This window comes from Gardnerella bivia, assembly GCF_049262715.1.
Lineage (GTDB): Bacteria > Actinomycetota > Actinomycetes > Actinomycetales > Bifidobacteriaceae > Bifidobacterium > Bifidobacterium vaginale_A.
On record NZ_CP058399.1, the window covers coordinates 1153357 to 1169517 of the forward strand.

The 16161-nt window shown below is 37.9% G+C and carries 15 protein-coding genes and 2 tRNA genes; 12 read left to right on the plus strand and 5 right to left on the minus strand.

Translation table 11 applies throughout. From position 1 onward, the window contains the following. Window positions 1-141: 141 nt before the first annotated feature. Window positions 142-1656 (minus strand): threonine synthase, encoded by a 1515-nt coding sequence (gene thrC / locus HXT27_RS04525; protein ID WP_103042978.1) that lies wholly within the window; start codon window positions 1654-1656, stop codon window positions 142-144. 212 nt (window positions 1657-1868) lie between these two features. Between thrC and HXT27_RS04530 the strand changes: the two genes are divergently transcribed. The 10 genes from HXT27_RS04530 (at window position 1869) to HXT27_RS04575 (ending at window position 10061) form a co-directional block, all read left to right on the plus strand. Continuing rightward, window positions 1869-3209: a glutamate-5-semialdehyde dehydrogenase gene (locus HXT27_RS04530; RefSeq protein WP_075523286.1), complete on the plus strand. Its 1341-nt coding sequence runs from the start codon at window positions 1869-1871 to the stop codon at window positions 3207-3209. Between the two features lie 4 nt (window positions 3210-3213). After that, window positions 3214-3744, plus strand: coding sequence for a phosphoribosylglycinamide synthetase (locus tag HXT27_RS04535; RefSeq protein WP_103042979.1), 531 nt, complete (start codon window positions 3214-3216; stop codon window positions 3742-3744). A gap of 73 nt (window positions 3745-3817) precedes the next feature. After that, entirely contained in the window at window positions 3818-4585 is a 768-nt protein-coding gene (nadD, locus tag HXT27_RS04540; RefSeq protein WP_199172728.1) for a nicotinate-nucleotide adenylyltransferase, read from the plus strand. An 81-nt stretch (window positions 4586-4666) separates the two neighbouring features. Beyond that, a complete protein-coding gene (locus HXT27_RS04545; protein ID WP_103042981.1) occupies window positions 4667-5689 on the plus strand; it encodes a ribose-phosphate diphosphokinase in 1023 nt (340 codons plus the stop codon). Window positions 5690-5859: 170 nt separating this feature from the next. Continuing rightward, window positions 5860-5930, plus strand: a tRNA-Gln gene (locus HXT27_RS04550). Window positions 5931-6047: 117 nt separating this feature from the next. Further along, on the plus strand, window positions 6048-7457 hold the full coding sequence (gene glmU, locus HXT27_RS04555) for a bifunctional UDP-N-acetylglucosamine diphosphorylase/glucosamine-1-phosphate N-acetyltransferase GlmU (RefSeq protein WP_103042982.1): 1410 nt from the start codon (window positions 6048-6050) through the stop codon (window positions 7455-7457). Window positions 7458-7490: 33 nt separating this feature from the next. Then, window positions 7491-7904 (plus strand): ribosome silencing factor, encoded by a 414-nt coding sequence (rsfS, locus tag HXT27_RS04560; protein ID WP_103042983.1) that lies wholly within the window; start codon window positions 7491-7493, stop codon window positions 7902-7904. A 9-nt stretch (window positions 7905-7913) separates the two neighbouring features. Next, window positions 7914-8735 (plus strand): histidine phosphatase family protein, encoded by an 822-nt coding sequence (locus HXT27_RS04565; protein WP_103042984.1) that lies wholly within the window; start codon window positions 7914-7916, stop codon window positions 8733-8735. Window positions 8736-8923: 188 nt separating this feature from the next. After that, complete coding sequence (locus tag HXT27_RS04570; protein WP_103042985.1) at window positions 8924-9445, plus strand: LytTR family DNA-binding domain-containing protein; 522 nt, start codon at window positions 8924-8926, stop codon at window positions 9443-9445. Window positions 9446-9611: 166 nt separating this feature from the next. Then, window positions 9612-10061 (plus strand): DUF3021 family protein, encoded by a 450-nt coding sequence (locus tag HXT27_RS04575; protein ID WP_075523233.1) that lies wholly within the window; start codon window positions 9612-9614, stop codon window positions 10059-10061. A gap of 149 nt (window positions 10062-10210) precedes the next feature. On the opposite strand, the gene HXT27_RS04580 is transcribed toward HXT27_RS04575, so the two are convergent. Beyond that, window positions 10211-10615, minus strand: coding sequence for a pyridoxamine 5'-phosphate oxidase family protein (locus tag HXT27_RS04580; RefSeq protein WP_075523232.1), 405 nt, complete (start codon window positions 10613-10615; stop codon window positions 10211-10213). Window positions 10616-10947: 332 nt separating this feature from the next. Between HXT27_RS04580 and HXT27_RS04585 the strand changes: the two genes are divergently transcribed. Then, window positions 10948-11937 carry a DMT family transporter gene (locus HXT27_RS04585; protein WP_075523231.1) on the plus strand — a complete coding sequence of 330 codons (990 nt, stop codon included), beginning with the start codon at window positions 10948-10950 and terminating at the stop codon, window positions 11935-11937. 193 nt (window positions 11938-12130) lie between these two features. Here the strand turns inward: HXT27_RS04585 and HXT27_RS04590 are convergent. The 3 genes from HXT27_RS04590 to rpsT all read right to left on the minus strand — a co-directional run bounded on the left by HXT27_RS04590 (window position 12131) and on the right by rpsT (window position 13986). Next, a tRNA-Ala gene (locus HXT27_RS04590) sits at window positions 12131-12203 on the minus strand. 275 nt (window positions 12204-12478) lie between these two features. Further along, window positions 12479-13570, minus strand: coding sequence for a hypothetical protein (locus HXT27_RS04595; protein WP_103042986.1), 1092 nt, complete (start codon window positions 13568-13570; stop codon window positions 12479-12481). Between the two features lie 155 nt (window positions 13571-13725). After that, a complete protein-coding gene (rpsT, locus tag HXT27_RS04600) occupies window positions 13726-13986 on the minus strand; it encodes a 30S ribosomal protein S20 (RefSeq protein ID WP_075523229.1) in 261 nt (86 codons plus the stop codon). 258 nt (window positions 13987-14244) lie between these two features. On the opposite strand from rpsT, the gene lepA reads away from it, so the two are divergent. After that, entirely contained in the window at window positions 14245-16125 is a 1881-nt protein-coding gene (gene lepA, locus HXT27_RS04605; protein WP_103042987.1) for a translation elongation factor 4, read from the plus strand. Window positions 16126-16161 lie beyond the last annotated feature (36 nt).

A 16161-nucleotide genomic window follows, 5' to 3' on the forward strand; every position in this document is an offset into this window, starting at 1 on the left:
AAAAGTCTAATTGTAAGGCTTTTAATTGTAGAGATTTAGTTGCTAATTTTAGAGATTTAGATGTTAATTGTTAGAGAGGTTAATTTTACATAATTAGCCTCTCTAACCTTAAAATGTTTATTTTATTTGATGCTTAACTTTTTATTTAGTAAAATCATGCGCTTGTTTTTGAACATAGTTAGTCATTTCAGTGATATCAATAACATCGTTAAATCTTGGAGTTTGATTTTCAAGATTCCTAAGCATGCTTGGAGCTTTAGTTCCTGTAGCAATACTTAGGGCATCCATGCATTTGAAATCATCCATATCTTGTACATGATCGATATTCAAAGCACTAGCAACAACTCGAGGGAACTTATAAGGACTTGCAGTACTCAATAGAACGCGTGGCACGTTAGAATCATGAGGGATATTTTGCATAACAAAATATCCGCATGCTGTATGTGGATCAATCACATAATTGTATTTATTCCAGCAATCAGATATTGCTTCTCTTATTTGATTTTCATTAGCCCAGCCACATCCAAATAATTTTCGTATATTTTTAAGTACGTCTTCAGGTATTTCAAATGCTCCCCATTGTTGTAAGTCATTCATAAGCATTTGTATTAAACGCGTATCTTTATTGCACATATAATACAGCATTCTTTCCAAATTAGATGAAACTAAAATATCCATAGAAGGAGCAACAGTGTGATGGAATTCACGCTGACGGTTATATGTGCCACTTAATAAGAAATCAAATAATACGTTGTTGCTATTGCTTGCAACAATAAGATGTTTAATCGGAAGACCAAGCATTTTTGCATAGTATCCAGCAAGAATATTGCCGAAATTTCCAGTTGGTACGCAAAATTCTATTTCGTCGCCAATTTTTATCTTTTCGTTTTCAATTAGCTGTTTGTAGGATGCAAAATAATAAACAACCTGTGGTACTAGGCGTCCAATATTTATAGAATTTGCAGATGAAAGCGATACATTATTTTCAGAATTTAATTCCATCTTAAGCTTATTATTAGTGAAAATCTTTTTAACTCCTGTTTGAGTATCGTCAAAGTTTCCTTTAACTGCACAAACTTTCACATTTTTTCCGAGTTGAGTAGTCATTTGCAATTCTTGTACACGGCTGACTTTTTCATATGGGTAAAACGTGATTATAGAAGTTCCTTTTACGTCAGCGAATCCTTCTAATGCAGCTTTGCCAGTGTCGCCAGATGTAGCAGTTAGAATCATAGTGTTTTCATCGCTTTTAGCATTTTTAGCGTGCATCATAAGTTGTGGCAAGATTTGCAATGCAATATCTTTGAAAGCGCATGTAGGTCCGTGGAAAAGTTCTAAAACAAAATCGTTAGTCTCTCCAAGCTGCTTAATTGGAGTAATAGAATCATTAGACCATTGACTTCCATAAGCTTTATTTACGCAATCTTCAAGTTCTTTTGAAGAAAAATCTGGAAGTAGAATAGTTAAAATATCTTTGGCGATTTCTTGATATGATTTTTTTGTAAGCTCACAAATGTCGTAGTGTTGCTTGCCTAAGGAATCTGTAATAAATAATCCTCCATCCTCGGCAATTCCTTTACATATAGCTTGCTTTGATGTACATGACTTAGCTGTTGAGCGTGTGCTGTGGAAAATTGCATTATTTTCAGATTCCATGATTCCTCCGAGTTTGAAACGCTTATAGCTTATAATCATGCATTTTTAATATGATTTTATATAGTACTAGATGCGCTAGGCTAGTGTGTTTATGATAATCTCATATTTATAATAATTGCTAAGTTTGTAACAAAAATGAATTCAATAATTTTTTAAGGGGTGAATCTTTGTTGGTTGGTGAAGAGTCTATTAGTGTTAATCGTTTCAGCAGTATGCCTTCAGATAATGGGGAAGAGTTGCATGCAAGTAATGGGGAAGAGTTGCGTGCTGATAATCTAGTAAATAATCGTGCTATTGACGCTAGAAAAGCTCAAAGAGATTTTTCTCATGTAAATACTTGTTCTAAAAATAAATTGTTAGTAAAAATTGCTGAACGCTTAGAATCTTCTGCAAAATATATTGCAAAAGCAAATGCAATAGATATGAGTGAAGCTAAGAATAATGGTATGGACGCTGGCAAACTAGATAGGTTGCTTTTTGACGAGGAACGTATTAAAAAAGCGGTTCAAGGTGTGTTTAAGATTGCGCAATTGCAAGATCCTGTTGGTGAAATCGTTCAAGGATATACGTTACCTAATGGGATCCGTCTTTCTAAAGTACGTGTTCCTATAGGAGTAATGGGCGTAATTTATGAAGCTCGACCTAATGTGACTCTTGATGTTATAGCTTTATGTATTAAATCTGGTAATGCTGTCTTATTGCGTGGTGGAAGTGCTGCACAGCATACTAACAGCGCTAGTATTTCTGTGATTCAATCTGTTATAAAAGAATCAAATTACAATGCAAATATAGTTCAATCAGTTGATGATTTAGGTAGGCTAGGTGCTAAAGCAATGATGCATGCACATGGTTATATTGATGTTTTAGTGCCAAGAGGTGGTTCAAATCTTATTTCTGCAGTTGTTAAAGAGTCGACTGTTCCAGTTATTGAAACTGGTGCTGGAAATGTTCACATTTATGTAGATAAAAGTGCAGATTTTGAAAAAGCTATACCAATTATTATAAATTCAAAAACACAGCGTGTTGGTGTGTGCAATGCCGCAGAAAAATTACTTGTACATAAAGATATAGCGAAAGATTTCTTGCCTAAAATTGCATCTTCTTTAGCTGAATATCACGTAGTATTACACGCTGACAATGAATCTTATAATATTCTGAAATCTTCTAATATTTCTGACTTGAACATTGAACATGCTACTTGTGAAGATTGGAATCGCGAATATTTGTCTTTAGATATGGGAGTAAAGATAGTAGAAGATGATATTGATGCGACTTGTCATATTGCAAAATATTCAACTGGTCATACTGAAACAGTTATTGCAGAAGATTATGAAACTATTCAACGTTTTATCTCTAATGTCGATTCAGCAGTAGTTATGGTAAATGCTTCTACGCGTTTTACAGATGGCTCAGAGTTTGGTTTTGGTGCAGAGCTTGGTATTTCTACGCAAAAATTGCACGCACGCGGTCCAATGGGATTGCGTGAAATGACAACAACTAAGTGGATTGGGTATGGAGATGGTCAAATAAGGTCATTAGGCGAGGTATTGTAAGAATATGGTTGATGAAAAAGCAAAGGATTCTCATTTAACTCCTTTAGAATCTTTAGACGTTGCTGCGCAACGTTTGTCAATAGTTCGTTATGTTTTTCTAGTGCAAATTGAAGATGGTATTTCATCAGCTTCTGCTCGTTCGTCGTTGGAATATGCTGATGCTGTTCTTATGGGATGGCCTGAAGGTGATGATAATGACGTTATTATGCCTCCAGATGATTCATCAATGCAAGAAGTTTATACAACTATGCGTTTAATGGAAGATAATATTGCTTCATTTAGTGAGTTTGAGCGCTCTGGTGACATTGACAGAATGTCTGATACGTTAGTAGAAATAACTAATAACGTTGCTAAGATTCGCGGTATATTCCAGCCTAATTTCCCTCTTCCTACTTTCGCTGAAATACAGCGTGTTGTTACAGATGAATGGAATGAAGAAATGGGCAACATCGATCCTGATAGTGCAAATGATGCTTCAGAAGTTAAAAATGAAACTCGATTGGAAGAGAAAGAAGACGAATCGCATGAGTCATGATTCCTCTTCTTCTACGAGTCCTAATTATTTTTTAGATACTAGTTGTAATTCAACTCGTGAAGATTGCCGGCGAATGTCGGATTTATTTCAAGGGGATTTAAACAAAGCTATAGCTGCACCACCTACTGTTGCAACAGCTAATTCTATGCGTAAATCAACTAGGGGTAATGTTCACGCGCGTCAGCGTATTGGAATTATGGGTGGAACATTCGATCCTATTCACAATGGGCATTTGGTTGCAGCGTCTGAAGTTGCTTGGGTTTATGATTTAGACGAAGTTATTTTCGTTCCTACAGGTAGGCCTGTTTTTAAGCTTGATAAAAAAGTTACAAATGCTGAAGATCGTTATCTTATGACAGTAATTGCAACCGCTTCAAATCCTAAATTCACTGTTTCTAGAGTAGATATTGACAGACCTGGTGTTACTTACACTATTGACACTTTAAAAGATATTCATTCTCAACATCCAGATGCAGAATTGTTCTTTATTACAGGTGCTGATGCTATTGCAGAAATTATGCAATGGAAAGATGCTCGTGAGATGTGGAATTTAGCGCGATTTGTTGCTGTAACTCGTCCTGGATATTCTAGACCTGAAAAATTAGCTTCTTCTCATTCTCCTTTAGTTCCTCGTGCTGCAAATATGAATATTTCGTCTATTGACGATATAGCAAATAGTGATTCAAAACATCTTCCTGTTGATATTTTGGAAATACCTGCCTTGGCTATATCTTCAACTGATGTTCGTAGACGCGCGCAAAATTCTGAACCAGTATGGTATTTAGTTCCAGATGGAGTAGTGCAATATATTGTTAAGCACGGTTTATATGTGAAAAGTTAGGCGTTTATTGGCTTGTCGCTTTCGTCTTCGCAAATGGCTAGTATTAAGTAAGTTCAACTCAGCGAACTAGCGTTTGGAGATATGGTGAGCATAATCCTTGAAGGAAAGCCAGATAAAAACCTTGTTCTTGTTACCGGTCGTGCCCATCCGAAACTTGCTCGTGATGTGGCATCTCAGCTTGGTATCGAAGTGTTGGAAACTACGGCATATGATTTCGCTAATGGTGAAATGTATGTTAGATACACGCAGTCTGTGCGTGGTACTGATGTATTCGTTTTACAAAGCCATTGTGATCCTGTTAATAAATCTATTATGGAACAGTTGATTATGATTGATGCTTTGAAGCGTGCTTCAGCTAGATCTATAACTGCCGTTTGCCCATTGCTAGGGTATTCTCGTCAAGATAAAAAGCATCGTGGGCGTGAGCCTATTTCTTGCCGTTTGATGTTTGATTTATTGAAAACAGCTGGTGCTGATCGTATTATGAGTGTTGATTTGCACGCTGCTCAATCTCAAGGCTTTTTTGATGGTCCTGTTGATCATTTGATTGCAATGCCTGTTCTAGTTGATTACGTGCGAGATCGTTTCCGCGATGATCTAGATAATGTTACTGTAGTTTCTCCGGATGCTGGTCGTATTAGAGTTGCTGAACAGTGGGCACAGCGTTTAGGTGGCGGTCCATTAGCTTTTGTGCACAAAACTCGAGATATCACTTGCCCTAATAAAGCTGTTGCGAATAGGGTTGTAGGCGATGTTAGAGGACGCGATTGTGTTATGGTTGATGATTTGATTGATACAGCTGGAACAATTGCTGGTGCTTGCAACGTGTTGAAGGATGCTGGAGCTAAGTCTGTGACTGTAGTTGCAACTCATGGCGTGCTTTCTGGTCCTGCTATAGAGCGTTTGAAATCTTGTGGCGCTCGCGAGGTAGTTTTGACTGACACTGTTCCAATTCCAGAAGGCAAGCGTTGGGATGGTTTGACTGTTCTTTCTATTGCTCCACTTTTAGCTAGTGCAATTAAAGCAGTGTTTGAAGATGGATCTGTTGCAAAGTTATTCGATACTTATCCTGAACATCACGGTCAAGGTTTCTTGTTTGCATAAAAATTAAGTTAGATTAGTGTTTTTATTTTATGAAGTATTCGAAAGTGCTTTTAGGTTACTGTAATGCACTGGAAAATATATAAAAATAAATACTAGAAGGTGACGCGCCACGCCAATTTGACGTTTTATGATATTGTGGCATAATTGAGTTTTGGCGGTTTTTCCGCCGTTCCCTCATGGTGTAAAGGCAGCACACGGGTCTTTGGAACCCTTAGTCTTGGTTCGAATCCAGGTGAGGGAGCTTGTTTTAAGCGCTACTTGGTTTTCCAGGCGGCGCTTTTATTCTTTTATAGATATCATGCGATAATTCGTAATAGAATGAAAGAAAAGTAAAAATGACTTTAAGCAAGGAGCATGAGTGGAAGATTATAAAGTAGCTGCTGCGATTATATTAGCTGCAGGTGATGGAACGCGCATGCGTTCAGATACTCCTAAAGTATTACATTCTTTTGCTGGTAAAACTTTCTTAAATCGCGTAATGGATGCTATGTCTGGAGTAAATCCTGCGCAGCTTGCAGTAGTAGTCCATGCTCAAGCTGAGCGTGTTTCTGCAGCTGCTTTGAGTTATAACGCTAATGCGAGAATAGTGAATCAAGATGATAAGCCAGGAACTGGTAGAGCAGTGCAATGTGCTATGAAAGATCTTAACGAAGCTAAGAAGAACAGTGAAAACGGAGATTTGCAAGGCGCTGTTTTAATTGCTGCAAGCGATATGCCACTTCTTGATACTCAAACACTACAGTCGTTGATTGATTTCCATAAAAACCATGGCAATGTTGCTACTGTTCTTACAGCAGTTTTAGATGATGCAACTGGTTATGGCCGTATTGTTCGCGAAGCTAATGGAGATGTTTTGCGTATTGTTGAGCACAAGGATGCTAATGCAAACGAATTAGCTATACATGAAGTTAATACTTCAGTATATGTCTTCGATGCACAAGTTCTTTCTGATGCAATAGCTAATTTGAATTCTCAAAATGCGCAAGGAGAATTTTATTTGACTGATGCATTAGAGCACGCTCGCACTCTTGGGCGTGTTGGAGCTATGGCTGCTCCAGATCCTTTAAGTGTTGAAGGTGTTAATACTCGCGTTCAGTTGTCTGTTCTTTCAAAAGCTTATAACAAGAGAGTATGCGAGAAGTGGATGCTTAAAGGTGTGACTATTTTAGATCCAGATACTACTTGGATTGAAGATGATGTTGTGCTTTCTAAAGATGTAACAGTTCTTCCTGGAAGTTTTTTGCAAGGTCATAGTGTCGTTGCAAGTGGTGCTGTAGTTGGACCTTATACTACTCTTATTGACGCTAGAGTTGATGAAGATGCTACAGTTGAGCGCTCGCGTGTGCAAGAATCGCATATTTGCCGCGGTGCTAATATTGGTCCCTGGACGTACTTGCGTCCAGGAAATGTTCTTGGCGAAGAATCTAAAGCTGGCGCGTTTGTTGAGATGAAGAAAGCTCATATTGGGAATGGTACGAAAGTTCCACATTTGAGCTATATGGGTGATGCTGATTTAGGTGAGCACACGAATATTGGCGGTGGCACGATTACAGCAAATTACGATGGTGTACATAAAAACCATACGACTATTGGATCTAATGTGCATGTTGGAGCGGGAAATCTGTTTGTTGCTCCTGTTTCTGTTGCAGACGGTGTTACAACAGGTGCAGGATCTGTTGTGCGTCACGATGTTCCAGCGGATTCAATGGTGTATTCTGAGAATACTCAGCATGTTGTAGAAGGTTGGAAGCCTGCATGGGAGCGCTAGTTAAGTGAGCGCTAGTTAAGGAGAAAAATAACTATGACAGCTTTAGAAAGTTCTGTAAATGCTATCCGTATTGCTGCTGAAGCAGCTGATAGGTTAAAAGCTGCTAATTGCCAAGCTTTTGACGTTAGCAATTTGCTTGGAATTACAGATGCTATGCTTGTTGTTTCAGCTTCAAATGAGCGTCAAGTATTGTCTGTTGCTGAAGAAGTCGAAAAAGACTTGTACTTAAAAGATAACAAGCGTAAACCAATATCTCGAGAAGGCTTGGAGTTAGCGCAATGGATTTTGCTTGATTTTGGTGATTTTGTAGTTCATATTATGCATGAGGAAGCTCGTCAATTTTATCGCTTAGAGCGTTTATGGAATGATTGCCCTGCTATAGATTTGCAACTTAAAGACCATAGTGAAGATGATGCGTATGGCGATAATCAAGAGTCTGAAAGGTAGTGCCAAGTAATGGTGGATTTTGTTGAAAGCGCTGCTAAAGCTTGTCATAATACGAACTTAAACAGTTCCCATGAAGGACTTGCGCGTTCTGTTATGCTTATTCGCCATGGTCAAACGCCTTATAATGCTCAATTTCGTCTTCAAGGAATGATTGATATTGCTTTAGATGATTCAGGAATAGATCAAGTGACTCGTTCTGGTAAAGCTTTGCGAGTGCTTTTTGGAGCTTCCGATTTAGAAGATCCAAAGAATCCAAATAGCGAAGAGTGCGTGCGTATTACTCCAGAAGAAGCAGATGCAAGTTTTGTTGCTATTGTTTCTCCTCTTATTCGCGCGCAGCAAACAGCTCACGCTTTTGCAGATAAGATTGGGCTTAATGTGCACGTTGAAAATGGCGTGCGCGAGCGCTTCTTTGGCGAGTGGGAAGGACTTAACCGCCAGCAGATTAGCGAAAAATGGCCGGAAGATTTTAACGCTTGGGTAAAAGGCGAAGGCGGAGAGCTTAAGCACGGTGCAGAAACTAAGCAAGAGGTTGGCGAGCGCGCAGCTGCAACTGTTGAACAATGGGCGCGCAAAACCGGATCGGATCGAGATTTACTAGTGTTTTCGCACGGCTCTTGCCTTTCGCAAACTGTTCATAAGTTACTTGGATTAGATAAAGTAGATCCTTCTTATAAGACGATTGGTGGAATGGGAAACGGCCGCTGGGCGCGTTTAATTCCAAGTCTTAACGCGGATGGTTCAATTCATTGGCGTTTGGATGCTTACGATCAAGGTCCTGCAGCAGATCCTACAAGCCAACGTCTTATACGCATTTGGGGTGCAGCTTAAGTGTCATAATATCTTCTTTTTTGCCACTTATATTCCAAAAGCTACCGTTTAGCGATTTTGTAAAGACAGACTATTTACAGTGCCGTATAGTCAAAATTACAAAACAAAAGCTAGTAAACGCTAAGAAAAGTTAGCAAAAGCTAGTAAACGCTAACGGTAGCAACGGTAGTATACGGAAGGGAGGCTTGATGAAAGTAACGATTGCTATTGTGCCGCCAGAAGAAGAGCAGCACGCTCAATTGTCAGTTCACAATATTGACGACAATCTTAAACGCATCATAGCTCAGTTGCAAAGCGTTGATTCTAAAAATGCAAAAGCAAGCAGCGCTGATAATAGTACTGTGAACACTGAAAATAATACTGCGAATGCGGCAAATAGCAACAGTAATTCATTTATATATGGTTATATTAACGATTCGATTATTGTTATGCACGAGCCAGATGTGATTATGATTTGCGTTGAAAATTCGCGCGTAATCATCCACAGTGATAAAGGCGAGTGCGTGTCTTACAAGCGCCTAATGGATTTCGACAATCCGCAATTCGCGTCTTTTGTGCGCATATCTAAATCTGCAATCGTGAACTTGAATCGCATTGTTCGAGTCGATCCAGGATTCGGTGGAAGCATGAGCGTAAAAATGGACGATGGAAGCGTTGAGTGGATTAGTCGCAGATGCTTGAGCTCATTCAAAAAGCGCTTAGGGATGTAGTTATAAACGTAATAACGAATGTAGTCAAATATAAAACTATCAAAATTTTAATACTGATTTTTTAATACTAGATTTTAATACTAGATTTTAATACTAGATTTTAATACTAGATTTTAATACTAGATTTTAATACTAGATTTTAATACTTAAAAAGGAAGCGATTATTATGGAAAAGCAAGTTGCAACAATAGGAAAAACAATTGTAAAAAACATTGTTAAAGGCATTAGCATAGGATGCATTATTTTTACAGTAATGTCTTTTATTTCAAGCCTATTAGCTCATAGCGCGGTTGGAAACAGAATTGCGTCTTATGCTGTTGCATCGTTTGTTATAGGCATAGGCTATGGAGTATTCGCTATTTTTTGGTCGAATGATCGCATGTCAAATGTTGCAAAGTTCGTTTTTGCGCTAGTTCCACCAATTGCTATTCAATTTATTGTGTCTGTGATTGTTGGGTGGATTTCATTCAAAGATGAGCCAGCTGTGATTTGCGGATGGATTGCGTTCACTGTTATTTTCCCGATTGCGATTGCTGCAATAATTTATTACTTCGAGAAGAAGAAAGCGGAAGAAATGAACGCTAGATTGCAAGCATTGCGTAAAGAAAATAAGTAAATTAGTTACAACTAAATAGTCGAATAAGAATAGTCGAATAAGAATTGAGTGGTGTTCATCTTCGCCTTTGAGGACGAACGCCACTCGATATTGTATGACGCTTGTTGAAAACGTACTAATTCGGCGTTTTGCAATATAATTTTTAAGAATTAGTCTTTTGTTATTGTTTTACCTGCATTAGCTCCAGAAGTTAAATCTTGAATTTCGCTAATTTCCATAACTGGAACTGCTGCAGGCTTTTTTGTGCCTTTTTCTTCTGCAATTCGCACTTGCTCCTCGTAAATCGCGTCATCTGTGTGAAGAGTTACAGTTCCGCGGAAGCGATAGCCTTTCTTTTCTGCTAAATTAGCAAACGCAACTACTAGCTGGCTTCCGTCTTGTAAGTTCTTAAAATGCTGTCCTGCAGTGCGTTCATGGTAGGCAAGGTGATTGTCATCAAGTACGAACATAGACATTTTTGGCCCTAAATCAAGCTCGCCATCTTTACTAATCGTTGCGATCCAAGCTAAATTATTTGCAATAAAATCTTTCATATCATCTGTGAGCTTTGCCATAATATTCCTTTCTATATTTTCAATTGCATTCATTATATTTATTTTATGCAATTAAGTTACAAGTAATCTTTATTGATACATTACGCTTATTGTGGATTGTATACGAGAGCTTAACGTAAAAAATTTCAAAGTTGTGATATAAATCACCGATTCCGAAATATATAAAGTCTATTTACATAATACGACTGTTGTTTGGGGTGAAATTTCGGAAATTTTACAAAAAAACGCTGAAGAGCTGTACTTTTCCTTTATTTGTGTATATTCTTATGATTTTATAAAGCATTTTTGCCAACTTAAAGAAAAATTTAAGGCATAGAATTGGAAGGAGTGACATGAGTATACAGAATGATGTTCAACCAAGGCAGTCTAATCGAATGAGCGTAAATATTGCTCGAATCATGTTGCTAACTTGTGCTGCGATTTGGGGCGGTAGCTATGTTTCTTCAAAATATGCTCTTAATGTTTTTCACCCTCAATGGCTTATGGGTGTGCGCATGATCGGCGCATGCTTAATAATGGGCGTGATTTTCTTTAAGACTATTCGTAAAACTTTTACGTCTAAGTTGATTATTCCTTCTTTATTAACAGGAATTACGTATTACGCAACGCTTGTATTGCAAACTGAAGGTTTGCGTTGGGTTGATCCTGGTAGAAGTGCATTTCTTACTGCCGCGTATTGTGTGATTGCGCCATTTTCTGCATGGCTTATTATTAAAAAGAAGCCTACTGTTCTAGGCATTGTTGCAGCTTTCACGTGTGTAGTAGGTGTTGGTTTTGTTGCTTTGAAGCCAGGTATGTTCGCATTAGCATTCTCTAATGGTGATCTTTTGACTTTAGCGTGCGCTGCTGCATTCGCGTTTAATCTTACTTTTTTGGCTTATTATTCGCGAAAATATAATCCTATAACATTAACCTTTGGTCAATTCGTTGTTTCAGGAGTTCTATTTTTAGCTGGAGCTGTTATTAGTGAGCCATTACCAAACTTTAGTGAATGCACTCAATTAGGCACTATTTTCAATATGTTCTATTTGATTGTTGTTGTAACTGTAGTTGCGCAGATTATGCAAAATTATAGTCTTGTTTATCTTTCTACAGCTAATGCTTCTGTGATTATGTGCACAGAGAGTTTGTTTACATTGGTTTTTTCAAGTTTGCTTTATGGTGAGCGTGTAACTTATATGGCTTTTGTTGGGTTTGCTTTAATCTTTGCTGCTATTTTGCTTGCTAGTCTTTCTGAGCATATAGCGCATAAAAAGATTATTAAGAATACTCAAAATAATACGAAAGAGAAAGATTGTGTTGCATTGTTGCCTGTAACTTAAATGCTAATCTTAAGTTTTGTAACATTGTTTTGCTTACAATCCAGATTTTGGATTGTAAGCATTTTTTTATTTTCTACGAACGAAAACGCTGAATAACTTTATAAGTTTGTTTCTGTTTTTGCTTAAAATGTTGATATTTCAAGGGCTTTTAGTATGAAAAAGGGCTCCTAGTGATTTGCTAGAAACCCTGTTGTGGAGCTAGGGGGATTCGAACCCCCGACCCCCTCCATGCCATGGAGATGCGCTACCAGCTGCGCCATAGCCCCGTTTTTAAATATACAGTTCAAACGAACCTTTGATAGAATACAACAAATCTTCTTTTTATCCAAATGCGGCGTGTCGTATAGTTTTATATCTAGTCGTAGATGCAATTGCTAGTATTCTTAATATATTTTCGTTTTTTTTTACTATTGTTTTTATTTCTTTCACTTTAAGATTTATTTATTTAATCAATCAATCAATTTAATCAATCAATCATCCACTTACTAAATTACCTAATTACACAATCATTTAATCATTTAATCAATTGCTTTTAGGCATATTAGTTACTACCTGTTCCAGAGTTTCCTTTAGTAGAGGAGCTTCCAGATCCTGAAGATGAGCTAGATCCTCCAATAGATCCTGATGAGCTTCCAGATCCTCCAATAGATACTGAAGAGTCATCTTGAGATCCAGATTCTGAAGATGATTGAGATCCGGAAGAATCCTCTGTAGAACTTTCTCCATTAGATTGTCCATTTGTATCTGTTTGAGAACTATGATTTGGATCATTTTCATTATTACGCGTTGTACTATTATTAGTATTCGATTCTGATCCAGATTCAGAATCTTTAGATTTCTCGTGTGAATCGTTAGAATCGTTTGAATCCTCATAATCATTATTTGAAGGATTTTCTGTATTATTTCCTTCCTGATTTTTCTTTTGTTTATAATTCTTCTGATTTTGATTCGTATTTTGCTGTTCTATAGGCTGATTTATGTTATCTGTGCCTTTTCCTTGAGTTAATAATAATATTGCTCCTGCTGTTATAATCACAGCAACTAAAGCACTTAATATTGCTACAATTATTACCAATTTTTTATATTTATTTTCGGCTATGTCGCTATTGCTGTTTTCGTTATTGTATAAATTATTGCGATTATATGAATTTGTATAATTTTGTGAATTTTGTAGTGCTTTTGAAAGTGCAATAGGCTCATCTGAACCCTCTGAAAGTTCCATATCTTCTTCGCGTTGCTCTCGAATTGATGCAAGTTCCATAACGCGAGTGTTGTTAATACTTTCTTCATGCGCTTCTGAGCTAATCGTTCGTGCTTTATGTGTTTTATTATTGTTATTACTGTCATTTACTAAGTTTGCAATATTGGTCATGTTTTCATCTCCAATTGTTTGCATAATCTCAGTGTCGTCTATTTTATTAGATGTGCGACTCAGGTTTTGGATTTTTTCTTTTGAAGCACGTATAAGATTTTGATAAAATTGCGATGCTACAGCAGATACTATTGAACCTATTGCAGCTCCAATTACAGATCCTGCTATTCCGATTTTTGACGACAATAAGAGTGATGTTACTGCTGCAAGAGAGCCTGCGAGTACTTGTATAAATGATATGCCTTTGAAGAAGTTCTTCACGAGTACTACCTTAAACGAAATTATTATGTAACGCTGATAATACTAAAGAATTATACACAATTATGCAACTAATAATTATAAAAAGAATCCTCGCTACATTTAAGTAACGAGGATTGCAATAAACTCTAGTCTGCATGCAGTTACATGCACGAACCTCACAGAGCGTTAATCGCGAGGGCGAGAGCAGACTTACGGTTAGCAGCCTGATTCTTGTGAATCACGCCACGACCTGCAGCCTTGTCAAGCTTCTTAGCTGCGACTGCGAAAGCAGTTTCAGCTAAAGCTTTGTCACCGGCGGCGATAGCTTCGCGAGTAGCGCGGATAGCGGTTTTCAAAGCCGACTTAACGGCTACGTTACGCTTATGCGCTTTCTCGTTAGTGAGCACGCGCTTCTTCTGCGACTTGATGTTTGCCACTGTTACTCCAAACGACGTTTGCTATATAAGGACATACAGAGGGAAAGCATAGCATGATTGTAGGATAAATTGTTTTTATGAAATTGATTAGTGTAGATAATTTCATATTGTTCGCAAATGACTAATATTAAGGTAATATAGTTTACTTGCAGCATAGTTGTGAATTTTTGGATTACATATTCTTATATTTGTGATTATAAATTTTACTATGTTGCATCGTATTTGACTTATTAGCACGTATAGAAGGAGATATTTGCTTTGATTACATCGCATAACCAGCCAGGATTTACGGATCAATCGTTGATACGCAATTTCTGCATTATTGCGCATATCGATCATGGCAAATCTACTGTAGCTGATCGTATTTTGCAACTTTCCGGAATAGTTCCAGAGCGAGAGATGAGAGATCGTTTCTTAGATCGTATGGATATTGAGCAAGAGCGCGGTATTACTATTAAATCTCAGGCTGTGAGAGTTCCATGGACTTTTGAAGGCAAAGAGTATTCTCTTGGAATGATTGATACTCCAGGACATGTTGATTTTACTTATGAAGTTTCGCGCGCGCTTGCAGCTTGTGAAGGTGCTGTATTGCTTGTTGATGCAACACAGGGGATTGAAGCACAGACTCTTTCTAATCTTTATATGGCAATCGATCATGATTTAACTATTATTCCTGTTCTTAATAAAATTGATTTACCTAGCGCTGAGCCTGATAAACATGCTGAAGAAATAGCTGGTCTTATTGGTTGCAAGAAGGAAGATGTTCTAAGAGTTTCTGGAAAAACTGGTGAAGGTGTGAAGGATTTGCTAGATCAAATTGTGTTAGAAGTTCCTTCTCCGCATGGCGATCCAGCTGCTCCTGCTCGTGCTCTTATTTTTGACTCTGTTTATGATTCTTATCGCGGAATCGTCACATATATTCGTATGGTTGATGGAGAATTAAAATCGCGCGAAAAACTTCATATGATGGGCATTAGCATGACGCACGATCCGATTGAAATTGGTGTTATTAGCCCAGACATGACTCCTACTAAGGCGCTTGGAGCTGGAGAAGTAGGTTATGTTATTACAGGTGCAAAAGATGTTAGCCAGTCTAAAGTTGGTGACACTATTACTTCTGCTGCAAATCCTGCGACTGAGCCTTTAGAAGGATATCGTGATCCAAAGCCTATGGTTTATGCAGGCTTGTTCCCGATTGATAACGCTCAATTCCCTGAGCTTAGAGATGCTCTTGATAAGCTTAAGCTTAATGATGCTGCTCTTATTTACGAGCCTGAAACGTCAGTTGCGTTAGGTTTTGGTTTTAGATGTGGATTCTTAGGACTTCTTCATATGGAGATTGTTTCTGAACGCTTAAGTCGTGAATTTGGCTTGGATCTTATTTCTACTGCTCCTAACGTGACTTACGACGTGACAAGCGAAGATGGAACAGAGCATCATGTAACGAATCCTAGCGAATTCCCAGAAGGCAAGATTAAGCGAATTATTGAGCCAATGGTTGCTGCTGATATTATTACGCCGAAAGAATTTATTGGCGCTGTAATGGACTTATGTCAAGAGCATCGAGGTGAGATGGGAACAATGGAATACATTAGTTCCGATCGCGTGGAAATGCATTACCGACTACCTCTTGCGGAGATTGTTTTCGACTTCTTCGATCAACTTAAAAGTCGTACGAAAGGTTATGCTTCTCTTGATTATCATGAAGATGGTGAGCAATCTGCTGATTTAGTTAAGGTCGATATTCTTATTCAAGGCGATAAAGTTGATGCTTTTAGTGCGATTGTGCATCGCGATAAAGCTTATTCATATGGCGTTATGATGACTAAGAAACTTCGTGGTCTTATTCCACGTCAGCAGTTCGAGATTCCAATACAAGCTGCAATTGGATCTCGTATAATCGCGCGTGAAACTATTCGTGCTCTTCGTAAAGATGTGCTTGCAAAGTGTTATGGCGGAGATATTACTCGTAAACGCAAGCTACTTGAAAAGCAGAAAGCTGGTAAGAAACGAATGAAGATGCTTGGTCATGTTGAAGTTCCTCAAGAAGCATTCGTTGCAGCATTGTCAACAGATGAAAGTGCAAACGACAGAGATACTAAAGATAAGATTCGCGCTGCTCAAAAATCTGAAGGCTGATGTGTGTTGGAATCTGAAGTAAGTAAAGATGCGAAT